This is a genomic window from Cupriavidus sp. DF5525 (genome assembly GCF_040149425.2).
Lineage (GTDB): Bacteria > Pseudomonadota > Gammaproteobacteria > Burkholderiales > Burkholderiaceae > Cupriavidus > Cupriavidus pickettii_A.
Genome location: NZ_CP168265.1, coordinates 1,929,310 through 1,949,764, shown reverse-complemented (window position 1 = coordinate 1,949,764; position 20,455 = coordinate 1,929,310). Strand labels below are relative to the sequence as shown.

Genomic DNA, 20,455 nt, shown 5'->3' with positions numbered 1-20,455 from the left:
GCTGCTGCCGGGCATGATGAACACCGCCAGCGTGTGGGACCTGGTCGCCGCCGAACTCACCGACGTGGCGGACATCAGCGTTGCGGATCTGAGCTGGCAGACCAGCATTGCCGAGATGGCGCAGAGCGTGCTGGCGCAGCAGCAAGGGCGCTTCGCGCTGGCCGGCTTTTCGATGGGAGGCTACGTCGCGCAGGAAATCGTGGCGCAGGCGCCATCGCGCGTGTCCCACCTCGCGCTGCTCGGTACGTCCATGCGGCCCGAGAGTCCAGAACAGACGGCCGGCCGCAAGACGCTGCTCGACGCAATCCAGACGGATTTCTCAGCGCTGACACACAAACTGCTTGCGCTTAATCTCCATCCCGCGCATGCCGGGGACAGCGTCCCGGCCCAAGCGCTGCGCACGATGTTCGAAACGCTTGGTCCCGACGTCTTCGCGCGCCAGATCCGCGCCATCATGTCCCGGCGCGATACGCGTGCTGCGTTGCTTGCGGCGCAAATGCCAGTCGCCGCCATCTGCGGACGCGCAGATCGCGTCGTACCGCCTGCGTTGTCGGCGGAAATTGCCGCGCAGATACCGAGCGCCAGCCTGACCTGGATCGAGCGGGCGGGACATATGGCGCCGCTCGAACAACCCTCAGCAGTTGCCAGTGCTTTAAGGGAGTTGCTGCGGGAGCGAAGCACCGCGTAGTGCCGCCGTTTTCTCGACATACGAGATATTTTCCAGATTGATCTGGATAGACAGCACAGCAAGCGCTGTAATTCAACTGCAAAGACCCTCACCCGCGGGGCTAGCAGCATTCATTAGCAGCAGAATGCGCGGGCGCGAGACCACGCAGGACCAGCGGCCAGTCAGGGACGACAGCCGGCAATTCAACCGATAACGAAAAGAGGAATCCAGATGGTCGCATCCACACTTTCCGCAGAACAGAAGAAAGATGTCTTTAGGGAAATGACACAAGCCTGGGAAGCAAAGGATTGGCAAAAGTGCGCCAGCCTGTTCGCCCCGGACGGCGTGCTGCATTCGGTGATGCTGGACCCTTGCGTGGGGCGGCAAGCATTCCTAGAGCGCATCGAGAAAGCGGCGAAGCCTAACAAGCATGTCAAGCTGCATATCCAGCGCATGGGTACTGCCGACGAGGCGCTCATCGTGGAGCGGATCGACGAAATCATCATTGACGGCGTTGGCCGTTCGGTTCCGACGGTCGGCATCCTCGAGTTCGACGGCGCGCTGATCTCGCTGTGGCGGGAGTACTACGACCGTCCGACGCTGCTGAAGGCCCTCGGCCTGAGCGCCGATCCTCACGCGTAAGGCTGATCCGCGGCACCGCACAACGCATTCCAGCTCAACTATCAGTTCCAGTATCATGGCCAAGACCCCACTCAAGAAGATCATCGCGTTCTATTGCCGCTTCACGGCGAGCTACAGTGCGATCGGCTATCACGCGCGCCGCATGTTCTGGCGCCGGATCAACCCGGATTTCCGCGGGCAAACCTGGCTGGTCACTGGTGGCTCGGAAGGGATCGGCGCCTCCGCTGCTCGGCAAGCCGTGGCGGCCGGCGCTATCGTCATCTGCGTGGCGCGAGACACCGCCAAGCTGAAGGCGTTCGCCGCCTCGGTGACGCGACCGGAAGCGGTACAGATCGAGACAGCGGACTTCTCACTGCAGGCTGACGTCTGGGCGCTGGTTGACCGCCTGGAGCAGCGCGGGGTGCGCATCGATGTGGCGGTCAACAATGTGGGCATCCAGAAGCGGGACCAGATCATCACCCGAGAGGGGCTCGAGACCTCGTTTGCCACAAACGTTCTCGGCCACTATCTGCTGTTGCGCGAATTGCTGGGACGCAAGATGCTGCGCGACGATGCCACCGTGATCGAGGTGGCGTCGGGCGGCATGTACAACCACGCGATGGTGGTCGACGATCTCAATATCACCGGCCCCGGCTATCTCGGCGTGCGCGCCTACGGCCTTGCTAAGCGCGCGCAGATGATGCTCATGACGCATTGGCGTGCGGCCTTCGCCGACACCGGCAAGTGCTTCTATGCGATGCACCCCGGTTGGGTCAATACCGCCAGCGTCAACCGCTCGATGCCGCGCTTCGTCGCCATCCTCAAATCCGTGCTGCGCGACCATCAGAAGGGCGCCGACACCATCGTCTGGTTGGCTAGCCGCCGGCCGGAGCAGGTACGCCCCGAGGCGATCTGGTTCGATCGCAAGGAGCGGCGCCCGCATATCTACGCACATACACCTAAGTCCACTGCGACACCGTCCGATGTGGTGGCCAAACTCGAATCGCTGGTGCTTCCGCGCGGCGATTATGAAACTGTGAACTTGGCGTCAGTGAATTCGGTAGAAGTCTAAGCCGTCGTAGAGGAAGTCCAGTTCAGTTCCGCAATGAACTGGTACTGGGCTACGCCTATCGGATTCCCCATGCCGCTCAGCGCGTACTCGACCACCAGCCGGTTGTGTTCCTGGCATAACAGCAGCCACGATGGTAGGATGGTCGGCCTCGGTTTTCATCAAGTCCTCAACCGCCGACAGGTAGAAACTGATCCGACCTGCATACTCGGGCTTAAAGGCGCCAGTCTTCAGTTCAATGACGATATAGCAGCGCAGCTTGAGGTGGTAGAACAGCAGATCAAGGTAGAAATCATCGCCACCTCTTCGAGGTGAACCTGTCGGCCGACATAGGCGAAGCCGGCCCCGAGCTCGAGTAGGAAACGAGTTATGTGTTCGACCAGCGCTGCCTCCAAGCGTAGAACAAAGGAAACTTTGTTCTACGGATGCCCAGGGCATCGAGCGGCTGGTGGCTGGAGGTGGCCGGCAAAGGCAACAACACCCGGCTGGTGCCGGCGACCGACGAGTTGATTGCCGAACTGGCGCGCTACCGCCGCGCCCACGCGTTGCCGCCTACCCCGCAGTTCGGGGAGACGCGTCCGCTGGTGCTACCGGTGATTGGAAGCGAGGGTCACGAGAAACCGCTGTCACGCGGCGCGCTGCACCTGATCCTGAAAGAGGTGTTTGGCCTAGCCGCGGAGCGCTTGCGGGCGCGGGGGCCAGAGTGGGAGGCGCAAGCCGCGGTGCTGGCGAGCGCCTCGGCGCACTGGCTGCGCCACACCGCCGGTTCGTACATAACCGACCAGCAGGTCGACCTGCGCTTTGTGTGCGACAGCTTTGGGCACAGCTCGCTGTCGACGACGAGCGGCTACCTGCACAGCGAGGAGGATGCGCGGCATGAAGCCACACAGGCGCGGCACCGGATCGACTGGGGCACTGAGAAATAGAAGGATGATGGGTTATTTCATGAACATGAAATTTTGACTGCACCGTAGCTGCGAGTTCTGCGTTTTAGTAGCTCGGTCTGGTGACTGGCAGCAACCGGTCCGTATATGCTTTGAGGAACTCAATGGGAACAAACCCACGAAAAACATGACGCTACAGCAGCTTGAGACCTTCTATTGGATAGTCCAGCTTGACGGATTCGCCGCCGCGGCAGAGCGGCTATGTGCAACGCAATCGACAGTCTCAATGAGGCTGCGTGAGTTGGAGCGTAGCTTGGGCGTCGAACTTTTTGACCGAACTCAGCGTAAGGCCCGGCTGACTCCGCGTGGGCGTGAAGTCTTCGACTATGCGACGCGTATTCTGAATCTTTCCTCGGAGTTATCCCATCGCGTTGCTGCGCCCGATTCCGTGAGCGGCACCATCCGAATTGGTGTCGCGGAAGTTGTCTCCATCTCTTGGCTGCCAGCCCTAATCAAGAGGATCGCGAAAGAGTATCCGCAAGTACGCTTGGAGATCGACGAGGCTCTGACGAGCGATCTGATGAATGCGCTTGCGCAAGGCGAACTCGACCTCGTCTTGGCACCTGGGCATACCCACACGCATGACGTCTCGGCCATTTCTCTCGGGACAGTCGATTTCGCCTGGATGGCAAGTCCAGGCCTGGCAGCCCGGCACATTCATTCGCCCGCGGAACTGGCGCAGTATCCAATCATTGGGCTGAAGCCACAGTCATTCCACAGCGCGGCCATCGATGCCTGGTTCCTGCGCGATCACGCGCATTGCCGCTACCTGGCGCGCTGCAAGAGCATGGGCGTCGCGGCATCCCTGGCAATAGCAGGAATGGGCGTGACCTATCTCCCAGTTCCTAACTACCAGCGCCAACTCGGCGATGGTTTGCTGGAAATCATTGAGGTTCGCAACCCCTTCGATCCGGTCGAGTTTGTCGCGGCCGTGTCCCCCGAGCACACCTACTCCCTTCCTAGCGCGATCGCCGAACTCGCACAAAGCGTCAGTGAGTTCCAAAAGTAATACGTCGGGAGGTCGTCGGCGTCACATCCCTCGGCGCCCGTGCGCAGACGCAGCCCTTGACCCGTACACATCAATAATTCCGATGTGATTCTGCAAAAATATATCGTTTGAATTAAACAATCGCGACTTCTAGGCTTGGATCAAATCACAGACGACCTTACCGCCACGCTCGGCCGGTGGGCAAGCCTACAGGAGACCGCGATGGACCTCATCGTCGAAAGACCGCCTGCCGCCACCCGTTCACGGCCAATGGCAACTGGCAAGTTCCCCGTTTCCATCCGTTCCATCAGCGAGCTCGCTGACGACATCCGCGCATTCGAGTTGGTAGACCCGACTGGCATGCCGTTGCCGGCCTTTTCAGCCGGCGCCCATGTCGACGTTCATCTTCCGTCGGGCCTGATCCGGCAGTACTCCATCTGCAGCGATCCACTCGATGCCAGCCGTTACGTCGTCGCGGTGTTGAGGGATCCCGCCGGCCGTGGCGGCTCGGTCGGAATGCACCAACTTACCGCCGGCGATCACCTGCTGATTTCGGCGCCCCGCAATCACTTTCCGCTCGCAGAAACCTCACGCCACGTTTTTGTAGCGGGTGGTATCGGCATTACCCCCATCCGATCCATGATGAACGCCGCGCTGGCGCGGGGCGACACGTTCCAACTGTATTACTGCACGCGCTCCCCAGAACGCACTGCTTTCCTCGAGGAACTCAGGCTGCTCGTACAGGCCGGCATTGCCGTGGTCCACCATGACGACGGTAATCCCGCAAACGGCCTCGATCTGAGCGCTGTCCTGCGCGAACAGCCGGCTGGTGCGCATCTCTACTACTGCGGCCCCTCGCGTTTCATGGACGCCGTCGACGCCAGTTCCACGCACTGGGCGCCAGGCACCAGACATTGCGAGCGCTTCTCAGCCCCTTCATCGGGCACCAGCGCAACCCCCGCTGCGGCGGAAATCCCGTTCGAGGTGTGCCTCGCCCGCTGTGGCAAGACCTTCACCGTGCCGCCTGGCAAGACCATTGTCCAGATCCTGCGGGAAAACGCCGTCGACGTCGATGTGTCCTGCGAAGAAGGCTATTGCGGCACCTGCATGACGCGCTATCTGGATGGTGAACCGATCCATAGCGACAGCGTACTCGACGAAGACGACCAGCAGGAGTTCGTCATGATCTGCTGCTGCCGTGCCAAGAGCACAACCTTGACCCTTGACCTATAGGTCAGCAATTGCTGGGTTCTGCATCCCCCAAAAGACGAGGAGACAACAGAGATGAGCAAGTTCGAGTTTGTGAAGAATTGCTGGTACCCCATCGGTTTCTCGCGGGAGTTTCCGGCCCATGAGCTGAAGGGGTTCAAGATTGCCGGCAAGCCCATCGTCATGTGGCGTACCGACGGTGGCGAAGTGGTCGCGTTTGACGATCGTTGCTGTCACAAGCGCTTCCCTCTCTCCCAGAGCAAGCTGCTCGACGATGGCCGTCTCGAATGTGCGTACCACGGTCTCTGCTATGACGCGACCGGACAGTGCGTAGAGATCCCATCCCAGCCTGGCAAGATCCCGCCGCAGGCGCGCCTGCATGTCATTCCAGTGCGGGAAACGGACGGCGTCGTCTGGGTCTGGCCTGGCGATCAGAAGGCCGCGTCTGGCATCGAACCACCTCGCACACCGGAAGTCATCTCCCCGGACAAGGATGCCGTTGGCTCGCCGCAACCACTGGAAGTTCCAGCCAACTATCTACTGCTGATCGAGAACCTGCTCGACATCACCCATTTCTATCCCCTGCATGACGGCAACATCGGAGACAAGGCGAACAGCCTGATTCCCGTACAGCTCGAAGAGGGTAACGCCGGGGGCTACGACTATGTCAAGACCATCCGCCATGTGCACGGCTACGAGCAGCCGCCATACCTGCGTGAGTGGTTCCACTACGATGAAGTCGAGCGCCTGCATACTCACTGCATGGTGAGTCCGGGCCTGACCCGCGTCGAAATGCACGTCGCGCCTGAAGGTCAACTGGGGACCGCGATGGAACGCGGCTACACGCTCCTGCACCTGCATTACCCGGTCGATGAGGCCAATCTGGTGTGGCGCTGGAATGTCTCCTGCACGAAGGGGCATACGACGCTGAGCGACACCAGCATTCTCACCGCCCACAAAGTGGCCGAAATGTTTCCGGAAGTCGTCGCCCAGGATCAATGGGCGCTGGAGCGGCAGCAGAAGATGTTTGACTATCCCGACGACGACTACTCCGAACTCTTCCTGAAAACGGACAAGGCCCTGCGCCGCGCCCGACAGATTCTGATGGCCATGCAGCGACAAGAGCGCCAGGACGAGAAAGCCATCATCCCCATCCATCCCCAGCCCGCCGAAGCCGCCGCGTAGGGCATAGCGCCACCGACTACAGAGGCCCGATACGGGCCCGCAACCCTCTGGTGAGGAGACAAATCATGGATGCACAGGAAATCGCCCTGTCCGGGCCCCTGTCACAAAAGACATGGATGCAGCGCGCAATCGCATCATGCGTTTATCTGTTTGAACGCCTGATGCCCGATCCGTTCGTGATCGTGATCTTGCTGACGGCGATGACGGCGGCCTGTGCAGCCGTCTTTGCCCCCGGCGGCTCAGTCAGCAACATTCTGTCCGGTTGGTACAAAGGCATTTTTGGAATTTTCACCTTTGCCTTCCAGATGGTGCTGGTGCTGGTCACGGGCTACGCCCTGGCCAGTGCTCCAGTCATCCGGCGCGGCTTGCAACGTCTCACCATGCTCGCTACCGGCCCCCTGTCAGCGGTCGCGCTGGTCTCGTTCGTGGGTGCCTTCGCCACGTTCCTTAACTGGGGATTCGGCCTGGTGGTCGGGGCGATGCTGGCCAAGGAAGTTGCCAAGCGGGTTCGCGTAGACTTCGCGTGGCTCGTGGCGGCTGGCTACACGGCGTGGGTTCTCTGGGCCTTCACCGGCATGTCCAGTTCGATCGCTCTGTCCATCGCCACGCCGGGGAACCCCCTCAACATCGTCGAGCAACACACCCGCGCAGTAGTACCGTTGGCGGATACGGTTTTCTCCGGTTGGAATCTCGTGGCCGGGCTCATCGCCACACTGCTGCTGCCGCTGGTGTTCATGATGATGCGCCCATCGGAGAGCGACACGATTGCTGCAGATCCGAAGGCGATCGAGGCCAGCGAAGCCGCTGTCGCCACTCCCAAGCGGCGCGATTGCCTGGCGGGTCTGCTTGAAAGGTCCCGGCTGTGCGCACTGTTGTTCGTCGTGGCTGGTGCAGCGTACCTAGTGCAGCAATGGAGCGCGACCGGCATTCACCTGGACATTAATACAGTCATCTTCATCTTCCTGCTCGCCGGGCTATGCCTGCACGGAAGCGCCGGCGCCTACGTCCATGCGGTGACGGAAGCGGCGAAGGTGACCGGGCCCATGCTGCTGCAGTATCCCTTTTACGGGGGCATCATGGGAATCATGCATGCAACCGGCCTGGCAGAAGTTGCCTCGGCATCGTTCATCCGCTTCGCGTCCACCGATACGCTACCGTTTTGGAGCTATCTTGGCTCCATCATCATCACCATCTTCATCCCCAGCGGCGGTGGTCACTGGGCCGTGCAGGGCCCCTTCACGATTCCTGCAGCACAACAGCTTGGCTCAACCCTGGCAGGCACCTCGATGGCCGTAGCAGCGGGTGAGCTAGCCGGCAGTCTGCTGCAACCCTTCTGGGCCATTCCCGTCGTTGCAATCGCTGGCGTTGGCGTGCAGCGGGTGCTGGGATTCACGCTGGTCAGCTTCATCACCGCGGGAACATTCTTCGGCTTGCTGTACCTGCTGGTCGTGCCGCACATCAGCGCATGACCGATGGTCTCCCGGCGGAATCACCCCTGCTTCCGCCGGCCCCACTTTCCAATCAATTCCAGGCACTCACGATGACCAATCCAATACAACACGCCCTCCCCCTGCAAGGCGTCCGGGTAATCGAGATCTGCAATGTGGCTGCGGGCCCCTACTGCGCCATGTTGCTGGCGGACATGGGGGCTGACGTCATCAAGATTGAACATCCGGAAACCGGGGATACGTTGCGGAGTTGGCCGCCCATCTCGGCCGGCTACAGCGAAAACTTCGCCTCTCTGAATCGGAACAAGCGGTCGGTCACACTAGATCTAAAGAAAACTGAGGATTTGGCGAGGGCCCTTGATCTGATAGACACAGCAGATATCCTGATTGAAAACAACCGGCCCGGCGTCATGGATCGGTTGGGGCTGGGGTACGAAGCCGTACGTGAAAGAAATCCGCAACTGGTCTACTGTTCAATTTCCGCCTACGGCCAGACTGGCCCACGGGCCAGCGAAGGCGGCTTCGATCTGACCCTGCAGGCCATGAGCGGCATCATGAGCGTGACAGGCGAGGCAGGCGGCCCGCCCGTGAAGTGCGGCGTGCCGATCGCCGATTTTTCCGCCGGGCTCTACGCCGCGTTTTCCGCCATCTGCGCGCTACAACAGGCAAGCGCAACCTGCAAGGGCACGCACGTTGATATCTCAATGCTCGGTGCCACGCTTGGCATTGCTGCCCTGCAGACTTCCGAATTCTTTGGCAGTGGCCGCGATCCGGTCAAGCTGGGAAGCGCCCACCCGCGCAATGCGCCGTATCAGGTCTTCGCCTGCCGCGATGGCTACTTTGGCATGGCAGCCGGCAACAATGCGCTGTGGCGCGCGGTATGTGGCGTCATGGCGCGCGACGAGATGTTGGTCGACAGCCGCTTCACTAGTCCGGCGCTTCGGGCCAAGCATCAGGTTGAACTGCGCGAGCTGCTGGAAACCGAGTTCATTCGGGAGGACGCGGAGACCTGGCTCATGCGATTCAGGGCTGCCGGGGTGCCATGCGCGCCGATCAACAACTACTCCGACGTGCTAGCCGACGAACAGGTGAAACACATGCAATGGGTCCAGCTCCTCACGCTGCCCAATGGTGTGGAGACTCGTACCTTTGCCTCGCCGATTCGCCTGTCCGGAAACAACCTGCCGATCCGCAGTGCTCCCCCGGCATTAGGGGAGCACAACATGGAAATCCTTGGCGCAAGCCAAGAATCCAATGAGGAGTTCGTGCAATGAATGAGAATCTGATCGTGAATCGGGACGGTGATTCCGTTACGCTCACGCTGAATCGGCCCGACAAGCTGAATGCCTTGTCTCCAGAACTTGTCGAAGCATTGGTCCAGGCGATCCGACAGGCCCACACCGATGACGCTGTCAGGCTCATCGCCTTTCGTGGCATGGGGCGCAACTTCTGCGCAGGCTTTGACCTCGGCAGTCTCGACCAGGAAACAGACGCGAGCCTTCTCCTTCGCCTGGTCAGGATCGAAACGCTGCTGCAATTGATCGCGTACTCGCCCTGTATGACGGTAGCGTACGCACACGGGAGGAACTTCGGAGCCGGGGTCGATCTGTTCGCGGCATGCAAGCGGCGCTATGCCACGTCAGACACAAAATTCCGCATGCCCGGTCTCTTGTTTGATCTGGTGCTTGGAACGCGCCGCTTCGCCGCGCTTGTCGGCAACGAACGGGCGCGCGAAATCCTGCAGACTGTTCGTGAAATTCCCGCCGATGAAGCGAACCAGATTGATCTGGTCTCCCGCGTGACCGAGCAGGATGACTGGACTGCTCTCTTCGCGCGTGACCTCAAGGACGCCACCATGCTTTCCCCACGGGCGCAGGAGAGCCTTTACGCCGCGGTACATCCACCGACAGCGGATGTCGACATGGCGGCATTGGTTCGGTCCGCAGCGGAACCCGGGCTGCGGCAACGCATCGAGCAATACCTCGGCCGATAGACCTTACTCACTTTGACACTATAGACGCGCCTACTATGAAGACGAAAGCTGCAATCGCCTGGGAAGCCGGTGCCCCGCTGACCATCGAAGACGTGGACCTGGACGGTCCGCGCGCCGGGGAAGTGCTGGTGGAAATGAAGGCCACCGGCATCTGCCATACCGATTACTACACGCTGTCAGGCGCCGATCCGGAAGGCATCTTTCCGGCGATCCTGGGGCATGAAGGCGCCGGCATCGTCACCGACGTCGGCCCCGGCGTGACCTCGCTGAAGCCGGGCGACCATGTGATTCCCCTGTACACGCCGGAATGTCGCCAGTGCAAGTTCTGCCTGTCGCGCAAGACCAACCTGTGCCAGGCGATCCGCGCCACGCAGGGCAAGGGCCTGATGCCGGACGGCACCTCGCGCTTCTCGATCGACGGCAAGCCGATCTTCCACTACATGGGTACCTCGACCTTCGCCAACCACATCGTGGTGCCGGAGATCGCGCTGGCCAAGATCCGCCCGGATGCGCCCTTCGACAAGGTCTGCTACATCGGCTGCGGCGTGACCACCGGCGTGGGCGCGGTGCTGTTCACCGCCAAGGTGGAGGTCGGTGCCAACGTGGTGGTGTTCGGCCTGGGCGGCATCGGCCTGAACGTGATCCAGGCCGCGAAAATGGTCGGCGCCGACAAGATCATCGGCGTGGACCTGAACCCGGCGCGCGAGGCGATGGCGCGCAAGTTCGGCATGACACATTTCGTCAACCCGAAGGAAGTGGAGAACGTCGTCGACCACATCATCCAGCTGACCGACGGCGGCGCGGACTACTCATTCGAATGCATCGGCAACACGCAGGTCATGCGCCAGGCGCTGGAGTGCTGCCACAAGGGCTGGGGCAAGTCGATCATCATCGGCGTGGCCGAGGCCGGCGCCGAGATCTCGACGCGCCCGTTCCAGCTGGTAACGGGCCGCGAGTGGAAAGGCTCGGCCTTCGGTGGCGCGCGCGGCCGCACCGACGTGCCGAAGATCGTCGACTGGTACATGGAGGGCAAGCTCAATATCGACGACTTGATCACGCACACGCTGCCGCTGGAGCGCATCAACGAAGGCTTCGACCTGATGAAGCGCGGCGAGTCGATCCGCTCGGTGGTGCTGTACTGAGGCGCTCGCCATGGAACTGATCTCGCAACACGGCTGCCACGGCGGTGTGCAGCGCTTCTACCGGCATGACTCCGCCATCATCGGCTTGCCGATGAAATTCTCGGTGTTTCTGCCGCCGCAGGCGCAGGGCGGCGCCAAGGTGCCGGTGCTGTTCTACCTGGCCGGGCTGACCTGCACCGAAGAGACTGTCATGATCAAGGCCGGCGCGCAGCGCTTTGCCGCCGAGCACGGGCTGATGCTGGTGGCGCCCGACACCAGCCCGCGCGGCGCGGGTGTGCCGGGTGAGGCCGATGCTTGGGACTTCGGCGTGGGTGCCGGCTTCTACCTCGACGCCACCGAGGCGCCTTGGAGCAACCACTGGCGCATGGAGAGCTACGTTGCGGAGGAGTTGTTCGGGCTGGTCACCACTGCGCTGCCTGGCGATGCCAGCCGCGTCGGCATCTTCGGGCATTCCATGGGCGGGCACGGCGCGCTGGTGCTGGCACAGCGCCATCCGCAGCGTTTCTGTTCGGTGTCCGCGTTTGCGCCGATCGCCGCGCCCTCGCGCTGCCCGTGGGGCCAGAAGGCTTTCACCGGCTACCTCGGCGATACCAAAAGCGTTTGGGCGGATCATGATGCCACCTCGCTGATGCTGAAGCAGATTCACCCTCCCTTCGTGGACGGAATCCTGATTGATCAAGGACTATCGGATCAATTTCTCCACGAACAACTTCTCCCCGACGCGTTTGCAGAGGCTTGTGCCGCTATTGGTCAGTTACTCATTCTCCGGCGACATGAAGGCTACGACCATGGCTATTACTTCATCGCTTCATTCATCGAGGATCACGTACGTTTCCATGGAAGCATCCTGAATGGATGCCGCCGCCCGTTGTTGACCAGCGCTGCTAGTTGGAATGCTCAAGTTCGGGACACGTTGATGCCGGCTTAGCGACACCCGACCAATGCGCGGCAACTGATGCTTGATAGCGCATTGTGTCCACTCTTTTTCTACCCACAAAGGAGTTTGAACATGGCAATCTTTTCCCATATTGTTGTAGGCACCAACGACCTGGAGCGTGCTCGCGCATTCTATGATGGCGTTCTCGGTGCACTTGGCATCAGCCGCGTCATGAATCTGGACACGGCCTCGCTATGGGGTGTAGACAGCCCGGAATTCATGGTCACCAAGCCGGGGAACGGCCTGCCATCCACGTATGCCAACGGTGGGACCATTAGCTTTTCCGCCCCCAATCGCTCAGCGGTCCATGCCTTCCATGAAGCCGCAATCAGCCTGGGCGCCCGGGATGAAGGTGCGCCAGGTCCCCGGAACTTCACCCCCACCTCATACGCGGCATATGTGCGGGACCCCGATGGCAACAAGATTTGTACCTATTGTTTCGATCCAGCGTAACCTATAAGTGTGTCATCGCTCTGAGCGGTACGTTCAGAGCGATGAGTGGGCTTTGCCGTCTGTCTTTGGTCGCCACGGAGCGGCGATGTAAATTGGGTCTTCCGCACTTTGTGTGACAAGCCTCGCTGGCGTGGAGGATCTTGTAGCGGGGAGCGGCCGTCGTCTCCCAGCCATCCTGACTGGCGCCCGTTTGCCGGGCCGCTATCGCCCGGTAGCGTGCGCCAGGCCATGGTGATCCTGAACGCGCTGTTCGAACCCCACCGCTCATGAATCACCGGTAGCACCCTGGGTACATGCGGGCAACGGAGGCACGCTGCGTTGCGGATCCTGAACGCCCTGTTCGCCTGGGTGACCGAGGCGGGCTACCTGGCCGGCAACCCGCTCGCCCTCGCCCGCCGCCGGCGCGCCCCGACCCAGGCGCGCATCACCCGCTATCCGAGCCACGACCTGCCTGAGACGGACAAAGACACCGTCACGGCGATGCGGACTGAGATAGGCCGGGAAAGGCTGCACGCGGCCCGCTGCACATGATCCTGAAAGGTGGCGCCGCTTTGATCTGCGTCAGACGCAAATCGTGCAGGGCAACTACTGTGTCAATGAGAGCCCCGCGAGTCCCAATTCGCATCGGACTCAACGATCTGCTTGCCCAGCTTCCCAGGAGGGCGCCATGGCCACCCCGCTCGTCACCTCGCTGCCGACTTCACCTTCCGACGCGCTTTCCTCCCCCAGCCCGTCACCGCTTGCCGCCTGGCATACCGACCATGTCCATTTCGCCTCACTGCTCGACCTGCTAGAACAGCAGGTCAGCACTTTCCATCAGGGCGAGCAGCCAGACTACGGCCTGATGGCCACGATCATCCATTACATGCGCAACTATGGCGATTGCGTGCACCATCCCCGCGAGGATGTTGCCTACGCGCTGCTCGTGGAACGGGATCCCGGCACACGGATCATCATCAGCCGGTTACTGCAGGAACATCGCGTGATCGCCACGGTCGGCGCGGAATTGCTCAATCGCCTGCGCGAAGCCCAGAGCGAAGTGGTCACTTCGCGAACGGCACTGGAAGCGGCCGCGGCCATGTACCTGGTGTACTACCGTAACCATCTGTCCACCGAGGAGAAACAGGTCATGCCGCGTGCCGCCCGGTTCCTGACCGAAGCGGACTGGGCGGAGGTCGCCGCGATCGATTGGGCCAGTGCCGATCCCCTATTTGGCGCCAATGTGGAGAAGCGCTTTGCAACCTTGCGCAAGCAGATCGACAGCGAAGCGAACGCGTCCATGCACTGAACGTCGGTCGTTTCGCGGCACTGCCGGGCCTCGGCCCAGAACTTTTGCCGTGGACCGGTACGCGCCATGAGCGCGCCCGGTTTCAGCGCGGCCATCATTCCATTTTGAGCCCTACCGTCCTGATCATGGCCTGATAGATCGACCCCGTGCGCGCGATGAAGCGCTGCAGGGCTTCGCCGGTCAATGGCGTGTCTTGGCTGCCAAGCTGCTCCCGCACATTCCTGACGGCCTCCGATTCCGTGACCGACTGCCGCACCAGCGTGGCGAGGCTGTTGACGATGTCGGCAGGCAGCCCCGCGGGGCCCAGCAGCATATTGACGGCCAGGTTGCCGCAGATCGGGTCGGATATGCGTTCGTCCGCCCACGTCGGTAGCCGTGAAGTGTAGATTGCTTCGATTTACGTCAGCGTCCGTTGCGTCGGGAAATAACTCCGGAAAGGATTCGACCTCCTCCGGCATTACATGGGAATCTTGGCCGTACGGGCCACGCCGCCCCAATGCGCCATGTCCTTCCGGATAAGCTGCGTCAGTTCTTCCGGTGTACTGGCCCTGGCTTCCGCGTGATGGTCCGCAAGGTACTTGCGGAACTCCGGACGCTCTACCGCCTTGACCAGGGCGCCGCGAAGCCGCCTCGCATCGACGTCGCTGGTGCCTCTGGGCGCGAACGCCGCAAACCACAAGACGCTTTCAAATCTCGGCAAATCTTCGGCAATCGCCGGGACCTCGGGTAGCGAGGCCATGCGCTGGCGTGCCGCTACGCCGAGGAATCGCATCTTTCCCGATTGCACCAGTGCTACAGATTCAATCGCGCTCACGAAGCTGCACTGGATGTCTCCCTGAAGCAAGCCTCTGGCGACCAGCGATCCGCCCTGATAAGGAATGTGCGTCATGTCAAGCTTGCCGAGGCGGGAAAACTCGACTCCCGTCAGGTGCGCAAGCGAGCCAATCCCTGATGAACCGTAGTTGACGCTAGCATCCGGCTGACGCGCTTGCTCCATAAAAGCCTTTAGCGTTTTGGGACCCTTCTCTGCCGATACCATCAATACCAATGGCATGAAGGCGATTGTCGTTAGCGGTTGAAGGTCCCGCAGCGCATCGTAAGGCGTTCTTCTCAGGGATGGAACGATCGCGTTCGGTCCCTGGTTGCCGAACAGGATGGTGTTTCCATCAGCCGAAGCCTTCGCAACGTAGTCCGTACCGATCGCCCCGGCCGCGCCAGGCTTGTTTTCCACGATGACCGGCTGGTTCAATAGTTCGCCAAGCGGCTTCTGCAGAAGCCGGGCGACGTAGTCAGTCGTGCCTCCGGCCGCGTATGGCACGACAAGCCTTAGCGGAGGGCGCCCCTCCTCCTTCGCATTCGCTCCAGCAATGGGCAAGGCAATCAGCGAGGCCAGCAGCATCGGGCCAGAGATTGATAGTCGCATCGGATATTCCTTTACGAAGGATCACTCGCGGTGATCTCCAGCATAGCTGGTGGTATTGGCGCCAATCGCGAACGCAATCCAGCGTTTCGGGTCAGTTGCGTTTTATTGATTCTTGGCGATAGGGCTAACCTTTGTCGCGTCGTCTTTTCTAGCCCAGCCTGTAAGCTGCGCTAACCGTCAAACCTCTGACGGGGGCGTCCACCGTTTAGGCGATCATTTTTGTTCGCTGTGCAAGGGCGACACGGAAGCGCGCTTGCCATGAATAAGCCAATCTGACATTGCGGCCTTACTGTCGCCCACACCAACAATCCGTCTTTCATAAACACAGGAAAGACACCGCTTCGACATCGCATCAGCAGGCAGCGCAAGCGCGCCTTCATCCGGAGCCACGCTGCGCATGGCCGAATCGCAGCCTCCCACTCTGTCTTGATCAATCTCAGGCATGGCACTTGCTGTTGAAGCCACTGCGCCGGCTGAAGGAACTTTCGCAGGCTGACGCCTGGCACATCGGTGTACGTGTCTCGCAGACACCTGATGCCGCGGCGTGATGATGACATCGACGGGCCTCCGAGTCGCCATGCAGAACGCATATGCCGAATCAAAACGGAATGAAATATTCCTCGTCGAGACGATAAGCCACATAAACACAGGAGAAAGAATGATGTCCCGACTGAAGCTGTCGGCCGTATCCGCCGCAGTGATCTGCTCTTCCGCTGCCTACGGTCAATCCAACATTACGCTATATGGTGTGGTAGATGCTGGCATTGAGTACGCCAACCATCAGCCCAATGGCGGACATGACGTCGTTCGCATGACGCCAGGTAACCTCTCGGGCTCACGTTGGGGGCTGCGCGGCATTGAGGACCTGGGCAGCAACCTGAAGGCTCTGTTTGTCCTCGAAAGTGGCTTCGAATCCGATACTGCGCGCTCCGCGCAAGGGGGACGACTTTTCGGGCGGAGCGCATATGTGGGCCTGCGGGGACGGTGGGGAACATTTCTGCTGGGCAGGCAAAACAACCCACTCTTCGATATCGCAGGGGAGATCGACCCAATCGGTCTCGCTCCGAGATACTCCTTGCTTGTGCAGGACATCGCGCTGGCATCGCGCGCCGATAACACTGCCAAATATGTTGGTCAGTTCGGCGGTCTCAAGGCATCGGCGATGTACAGCTTTGGTTCGGACAGCACCAGGGTCAATGGGAGCGAAATCCCGGGGGAAGCAAAGATCGGACGCGAGTTCGGCGGCAATCTGACCTACTCTTCCGGAGGCTTTAGCCTCGCTACGGCGTATGACGAAATCAACACCGGCACCACGACCTCCACGCCGGACGCAACCACGCGGCGGGCGGTCGTTGCCGGAACCTACTCCGTCGGAAGCGTCACGATCTATACGGGCTACCGTTGGGCGAAGGCGTACGACGGCGCACTGTTGCCAGGAGCACCCGTTGGTCAGGCAACCCAACGCTCCAATCTCTGGTGGGCCGGGGCGCGTTGGCAGGCGGTAGCGTCGCTGACGCTCAATGCCGGGGCTTACTACCAGGACTTCGCAGGTACCAACGCCGATCCCTGGCTTTTCGTGGCATCGGCTGACTACGCTTTCTCAAAGCGCACCGACGCCTACCTCACGATTGGCTATACGAAGAACCGCAACGGGTCGTCTCTCGGCCTCGGCGCGGGCAGCGTTGGCTTCGGCACGGTCATGGGCGGGGCCAACCAGTTCGGCACCGTCATCGGTTTGCGCCACAAGTTCTGACCGGGCTGGCGGCGCAATGCCGTCAGCTCTCGCTTGACCGCCGTCCGCAGCCCCGCCTCTGCGCTCCGGGCGGTTAGCGCGTCTTACCAATCCCCCCAAGATTTCCAACTCGACACCAAACTGGGCAGCCACGAAACTGCCCTTACCCCTTTCTTTCCAGGTCCCAGACATGAACCACGATAAATCCATGCCACCGCCGCTGCAAGGCATCAAGGTCATCGAGCTGACGCATCTCATCGCTGGCCCGTATTGCGGCCAACTCCTCGCCGAAGAAGGTGCACAGGTGATCAAGGTGGAGCCCCCCGGCGGCGAACTGTCCCGATCGCGCGCTCCTCTGCGCGAGGACGCGCACGGTCACACCGTCTCGGCCCATTACGGCGCACTCAACCGGGGCAAGCAAAGCATTGCGCTCGATCTGAAGAACGCTGAAGGATTGAAGGTCGTGCACTGCCTGCTGGAATCCGCAAACGTGCTCATCACCAATATGCGCGCCGCAGCGCTGGAGCGACTTGGCATTCATCCGGAGACTCTGCATAAGCGCTATCCACGGCTCGTGATCGCCTGCATTTCGGGATTCGGGATGGAGGATGCTGGCGAATTTGCAGATCGTGCCGGCCTCGCCCTCGTGGCCGAAGCCATGACCGGTGCCACCGGTCTGACACGCGACCATGCTGGCAATCCCGTTTGGTGCGGGTTCGCGCTCGGCGACATCCTCGCCGGCATGACCGCGCATGGGGCGATTCTGCTGGCGTTGCGCAATCAGGAGCGTCACGGCATGGGCCGAATCCTCGACCTTGGCCTGATCGAATGCACGCTTCCCATGGTTTCGGTGGCACTGGCACGTGTGCAGATTGCCGACGCCGCCCTGTCCGCGTTCGCCGGCTCCAACGATTTTCACGGCGTGCCATACGGCGCGTTCCCCGCATCGGACGGCTTCATCAACATCGGCGTCAATCGCGACGATTTCTGGCGCCGCCTTTGCGTTGCGATGGGACGTCCCGAGCTGGGAACCGACGATCGCTACGCGACTTACGTTGAGCGCGCGAAGCGCCACGACGAGGTAAATGCCATCACGGAGACTTTTACCCGCGCACATACGCGCGCGGAGATCACAACAAAGCTGAACGAGGCCGATGTCCCCGTTGCGGCAGTGCTCAGCATGAACGAGGTGCTCAATGACGAGTATCTGCGCCAGCGTGGCGCGCTGCAGGAAGTCGACGACGGCCTGGGCGGCACCCTTCGCCTGCCGGCCGATCCGTCCCGCTTCCGCACCGGGCAGGAACAATTGCGCCTGCCGCGACTTGGCGAGCATCGCGTTGCGGTGCTGGAAAAGGAACTCGGCCTCTGTTCCGCTGAGATTGCGCGGCTGGAATCGGCGGGCGCCTTCGGGGCTGCGAAGTCATCCCGTGCCTCCAGTGAATCCTCTAGATGATTCTTGTCGGCAGGCATGCAACCACTTATCAAAAGGCCGATATGACACAACGAGCGGATAACCAGCAGAAAAAGGTCGCCATCGTCACAGGCGCGACGGCTGGATTGGGCAAGGCCATCGCGATCCGACTGGCACAGGAAGGCGTGTTCGTCGTCGCGACCGGCCGCAACCAGGCCGCCGGCGCGGCCTTGATCGAATCCATCCAGTCATCGGGCGGACAAGGTGCCTTTGTTGCGGCCGACATCGAGGACGCCGGACAGGCAATGGGTCTGGCCAATCACGTGGTCGACGCGTTCGGCAAGGTGGACATCCTCGTAGCCAGCGCCGGCGCTCCGCCCGCCGCACAAGGCGTGATCGGCCAGGTCGAGCCGAACGCCATCGCGGACCAGGTCGCCAGGACGGTTCGCATCAAGCTCAACCCGGTACATGCGGTCGTGCCGCACATGACCGAACGCGGGAGCGGGTCCATTCTGTTCGTCACGTCCGAAGGCGGTCGCTTTCCGACGCCCGGACAGACGACGGTGGCCATCCACTCCGGCGGGCTCATCATGGCCGCCAAGGTCATGGCAAAGGAGCTCTCACGCTCGCAGGTGCGCGTCAATACCCTTTGCGTCACGCTGGTCGAGGACACGCCCGTGTATGAACGATTTGCCGGCGGCGAACTCACGGCGATCCGGCAGAAGGTGTTCGACAAGATCGCTTCGCAGGCGCCGTTTGGCCTCGCGAAGCCCTATGAGATTGCGTCGGTGGCTACTTTCCTCGTGTCGGGTGCCGCGAGTCACATCACCGGAGCGACGCTGAGCGCGACTGGCGGGGCAACTTACTCCTGATGCAAGGAGTCGATCCTCGAGGGCGGCAGACCTGCCGCTCGCGAGGAATTCAGCAGCGAAACCATGAGTACGCGCAACGCAGGCCTTCATCCGCGTTCCCAGGTATCTGCACGCCCTCCGGTTTCCAACGGCGCGCCGTTCACGCCTTTGGTACTGCCTGGCTGGCGGGCGGCACGGCACGCCGCAGGAACGTGAGCGCCGCATGCCCGAAGACGTCGTTGCGATCGCCCGAGACCATGTGGCCGGCTCCGGCGATGTTCACGAACTCCGCTCGCGGACACAGACACAGGAAGTCGCGTGCCCCCTCCTCGCTGACGACGTCCGACCGGCCACCGCGCACCAGCAGCGTCGGCAGTTCGAGGTGGCGCGCCGCCTCGATGCGTCGTTCGTCGCTTTCGCGCTCCCTTTCCATAAGCCGGGGATCCCAGTGCCAATGGTATCTGCCGTCCGTAGCCAGCCGGAGGTTCTTGGCGAGTCCGTTTGGTACCCGTGCCCCCTGGGCGCGCGGGCGATAAGCGTGAATGGCATCGGCGGCTTCCTCGAGCGTACCAAAGCCTTCGCTCGTGCCGCGCATAAAAGACTTTACCTTCGCCACGCCGGAAGACTCCGTGCGCGGTGCAATGTCCACGAGGATCAGTGCGCTGGCATCGATGCGCCCTTCACCAACGCCGATCAGGCTGGTGGCGCCGCCCATCGACGCGCCTACCAGCGCTGGCCGCTTTCCAAGTACCGCGACGAGGCTCTTCAAGTCACGAATCATGGCGTCGCGGGAGTAATCGCCATCCGCTGCCCAGTCCGAGTCACCGTGGCCGCGCGCGTCAAACGCCACCGCGTGGTAGCCGGCAGCACCCAGCATCCTGCCCGTCGCGCGCCACGCATGCCGCGTCTGTCCCACCCCGTGGAGCAACAGCACCAGCGGTCCCTGCGGATCGCCCCATGAATCGCCGGCAAGCCGGAGTCCGCCGTCGCCGGCCCATTTGTGCAGGGGCACCGGAGTGCCGGGAAGTCGGGTGTAGGGTTTCATTGCTGTGATGATCATGGCAGCCAACGCGCCGCTGCGAGCGGAGCCGGTC

The 20,455-nt window shown here is 61.6% G+C and carries 19 protein-coding genes and 4 pseudogenes; 18 read left to right on the top strand and 5 right to left on the bottom strand.

The genetic code is table 11. The features are described 5' to 3' along the window. Positions 1–13 precede the first annotated feature (13 nt). The 3 genes from ABNX08_RS09255 to ABNX08_RS09245 all read left to right on the top strand — a co-directional run bounded on the left by ABNX08_RS09255 (position 14) and on the right by ABNX08_RS09245 (position 2,360). Complete coding sequence (locus tag ABNX08_RS09255) at positions 14–688, top strand: alpha/beta fold hydrolase (protein ID WP_041681400.1); 675 nt, start codon at positions 14–16, stop codon at positions 686–688. A 210-nt stretch (positions 689–898) separates the two neighbouring features. Continuing rightward, positions 899–1,309, top strand: coding sequence for an SgcJ/EcaC family oxidoreductase (locus tag ABNX08_RS09250; protein ID WP_013958850.1), 411 nt, complete (start codon positions 899–901; stop codon positions 1,307–1,309). Positions 1,310–1,364: 55 nt separating this feature from the next. Further along, positions 1,365–2,360 (top strand): SDR family NAD(P)-dependent oxidoreductase, encoded by a 996-nt coding sequence (locus ABNX08_RS09245; RefSeq protein WP_022534906.1) that lies wholly within the window; start codon positions 1,365–1,367, stop codon positions 2,358–2,360. Here ABNX08_RS09245 and ABNX08_RS09240 read toward each other — a convergent pair. Continuing rightward, positions 2,357–2,752 (bottom strand): annotated as a pseudogene (locus tag ABNX08_RS09240) (PDDEXK nuclease domain-containing protein); the annotation flags it as partial. The gene ABNX08_RS09245 and the pseudogene ABNX08_RS09240 overlap by 4 nt on opposite strands. A gap of 20 nt (positions 2,753–2,772) precedes the next feature. Between ABNX08_RS09240 and ABNX08_RS09235 the strand changes: the two are divergent. The 12 genes and pseudogenes from ABNX08_RS09235 to ABNX08_RS09180 form a co-directional block, all read left to right on the top strand. Next, positions 2,773–3,283: pseudogene (locus tag ABNX08_RS09235) on the top strand (tyrosine-type recombinase/integrase); the annotation flags it as partial. Positions 3,284–3,428: 145 nt separating this feature from the next. After that, entirely contained in the window at positions 3,429–4,310 is an 882-nt protein-coding gene (locus ABNX08_RS09230) for a LysR family transcriptional regulator (protein WP_022534904.1), read from the top strand. A gap of 201 nt (positions 4,311–4,511) precedes the next feature. After that, the gene (locus ABNX08_RS09225; RefSeq protein ID WP_022534903.1) at positions 4,512–5,522 is read left to right on the top strand and encodes a PDR/VanB family oxidoreductase; all 1,011 of its coding nucleotides are present in this window, start codon (positions 4,512–4,514) and stop codon (positions 5,520–5,522) included. A 51-nt stretch (positions 5,523–5,573) separates the two neighbouring features. Beyond that, positions 5,574–6,683, top strand: coding sequence for a Rieske 2Fe-2S domain-containing protein (locus ABNX08_RS09220; protein WP_022534902.1), 1,110 nt, complete (start codon positions 5,574–5,576; stop codon positions 6,681–6,683). Positions 6,684–6,748: 65 nt separating this feature from the next. Beyond that, a complete protein-coding gene (locus ABNX08_RS09215) occupies positions 6,749–8,152 on the top strand; it encodes a short-chain fatty acid transporter (protein ID WP_022534901.1) in 1,404 nt (467 codons plus the stop codon). A gap of 71 nt (positions 8,153–8,223) precedes the next feature. Beyond that, positions 8,224–9,405: a CaiB/BaiF CoA-transferase family protein gene (locus ABNX08_RS09210; RefSeq protein ID WP_022534900.1), complete on the top strand. Its 1,182-nt coding sequence runs from the start codon at positions 8,224–8,226 to the stop codon at positions 9,403–9,405. Continuing rightward, a complete protein-coding gene (locus ABNX08_RS09205) occupies positions 9,402–10,124 on the top strand; it encodes an enoyl-CoA hydratase/isomerase family protein (RefSeq protein WP_022534899.1) in 723 nt (240 codons plus the stop codon). Before ABNX08_RS09210 ends, ABNX08_RS09205 begins: the two co-directional genes overlap by 4 nt. 35 nt (positions 10,125–10,159) lie before the next feature. Further along, entirely contained in the window at positions 10,160–11,266 is a 1,107-nt protein-coding gene (locus tag ABNX08_RS09200) for an S-(hydroxymethyl)glutathione dehydrogenase/class III alcohol dehydrogenase (RefSeq protein ID WP_022534898.1), read from the top strand. A 10-nt stretch (positions 11,267–11,276) separates the two neighbouring features. Further along, a pseudogene (fghA, locus tag ABNX08_RS09195) lies at positions 11,277–12,116 on the top strand (S-formylglutathione hydrolase); the annotation flags it as partial. Positions 12,117–12,275: 159 nt separating this feature from the next. Continuing rightward, positions 12,276–12,656 carry a VOC family protein gene (locus ABNX08_RS09190; RefSeq protein ID WP_022534896.1) on the top strand — a complete coding sequence of 127 codons (381 nt, stop codon included), beginning with the start codon at positions 12,276–12,278 and terminating at the stop codon, positions 12,654–12,656. A gap of 144 nt (positions 12,657–12,800) precedes the next feature. Further along, a pseudogene (locus ABNX08_RS09185) lies at positions 12,801–13,181 on the top strand (hypothetical protein); the annotation flags it as partial. A gap of 142 nt (positions 13,182–13,323) precedes the next feature. After that, complete coding sequence (locus ABNX08_RS09180) at positions 13,324–13,944, top strand: hemerythrin domain-containing protein (RefSeq protein WP_349606037.1); 621 nt, start codon at positions 13,324–13,326, stop codon at positions 13,942–13,944. A gap of 94 nt (positions 13,945–14,038) precedes the next feature. Here ABNX08_RS09180 and ABNX08_RS09175 read toward each other — a convergent pair whose 3' ends face one another. From ABNX08_RS09175 to ABNX08_RS09165, 3 genes are all read right to left on the bottom strand, one after another. Next, positions 14,039–14,257, bottom strand: coding sequence for a hypothetical protein (locus tag ABNX08_RS09175; protein ID WP_022534893.1), 219 nt, complete (start codon positions 14,255–14,257; stop codon positions 14,039–14,041). Between the two features lie 144 nt (positions 14,258–14,401). Further along, on the bottom strand, positions 14,402–15,367 hold the full coding sequence (locus ABNX08_RS09170) for a tripartite tricarboxylate transporter substrate binding protein (protein ID WP_022534892.1): 966 nt from the start codon (positions 15,365–15,367) through the stop codon (positions 14,402–14,404). Between the two features lie 213 nt (positions 15,368–15,580). Next, entirely contained in the window at positions 15,581–15,811 is a 231-nt protein-coding gene (locus tag ABNX08_RS09165) for a hypothetical protein (protein WP_349606038.1), read from the bottom strand. A 214-nt stretch (positions 15,812–16,025) separates the two neighbouring features. Here ABNX08_RS09165 and ABNX08_RS09160 point away from each other — a divergent pair, with 214 nt between their 5' ends. From ABNX08_RS09160 to ABNX08_RS09150, 3 genes are all read left to right on the top strand, one after another. After that, positions 16,026–17,120, top strand: coding sequence for a porin (locus ABNX08_RS09160; RefSeq protein ID WP_022534891.1), 1,095 nt, complete (start codon positions 16,026–16,028; stop codon positions 17,118–17,120). Positions 17,121–17,289: 169 nt separating this feature from the next. After that, complete coding sequence (locus ABNX08_RS09155; protein ID WP_349606041.1) at positions 17,290–18,552, top strand: CoA transferase; 1,263 nt, start codon at positions 17,290–17,292, stop codon at positions 18,550–18,552. Beyond that, positions 18,549–19,382 carry an SDR family NAD(P)-dependent oxidoreductase gene (locus ABNX08_RS09150; protein WP_349606042.1) on the top strand — a complete coding sequence of 278 codons (834 nt, stop codon included), beginning with the start codon at positions 18,549–18,551 and terminating at the stop codon, positions 19,380–19,382. Before ABNX08_RS09155 ends, ABNX08_RS09150 begins: the two co-directional genes overlap by 4 nt. Positions 19,383–19,521: 139 nt before the next feature. On the opposite strand, the gene ABNX08_RS09145 is transcribed toward ABNX08_RS09150, so the two are convergent. Continuing rightward, a complete protein-coding gene (locus tag ABNX08_RS09145; protein WP_022534888.1) occupies positions 19,522–20,406 on the bottom strand; it encodes an alpha/beta fold hydrolase in 885 nt (294 codons plus the stop codon). Positions 20,407–20,455 lie beyond the last annotated feature (49 nt).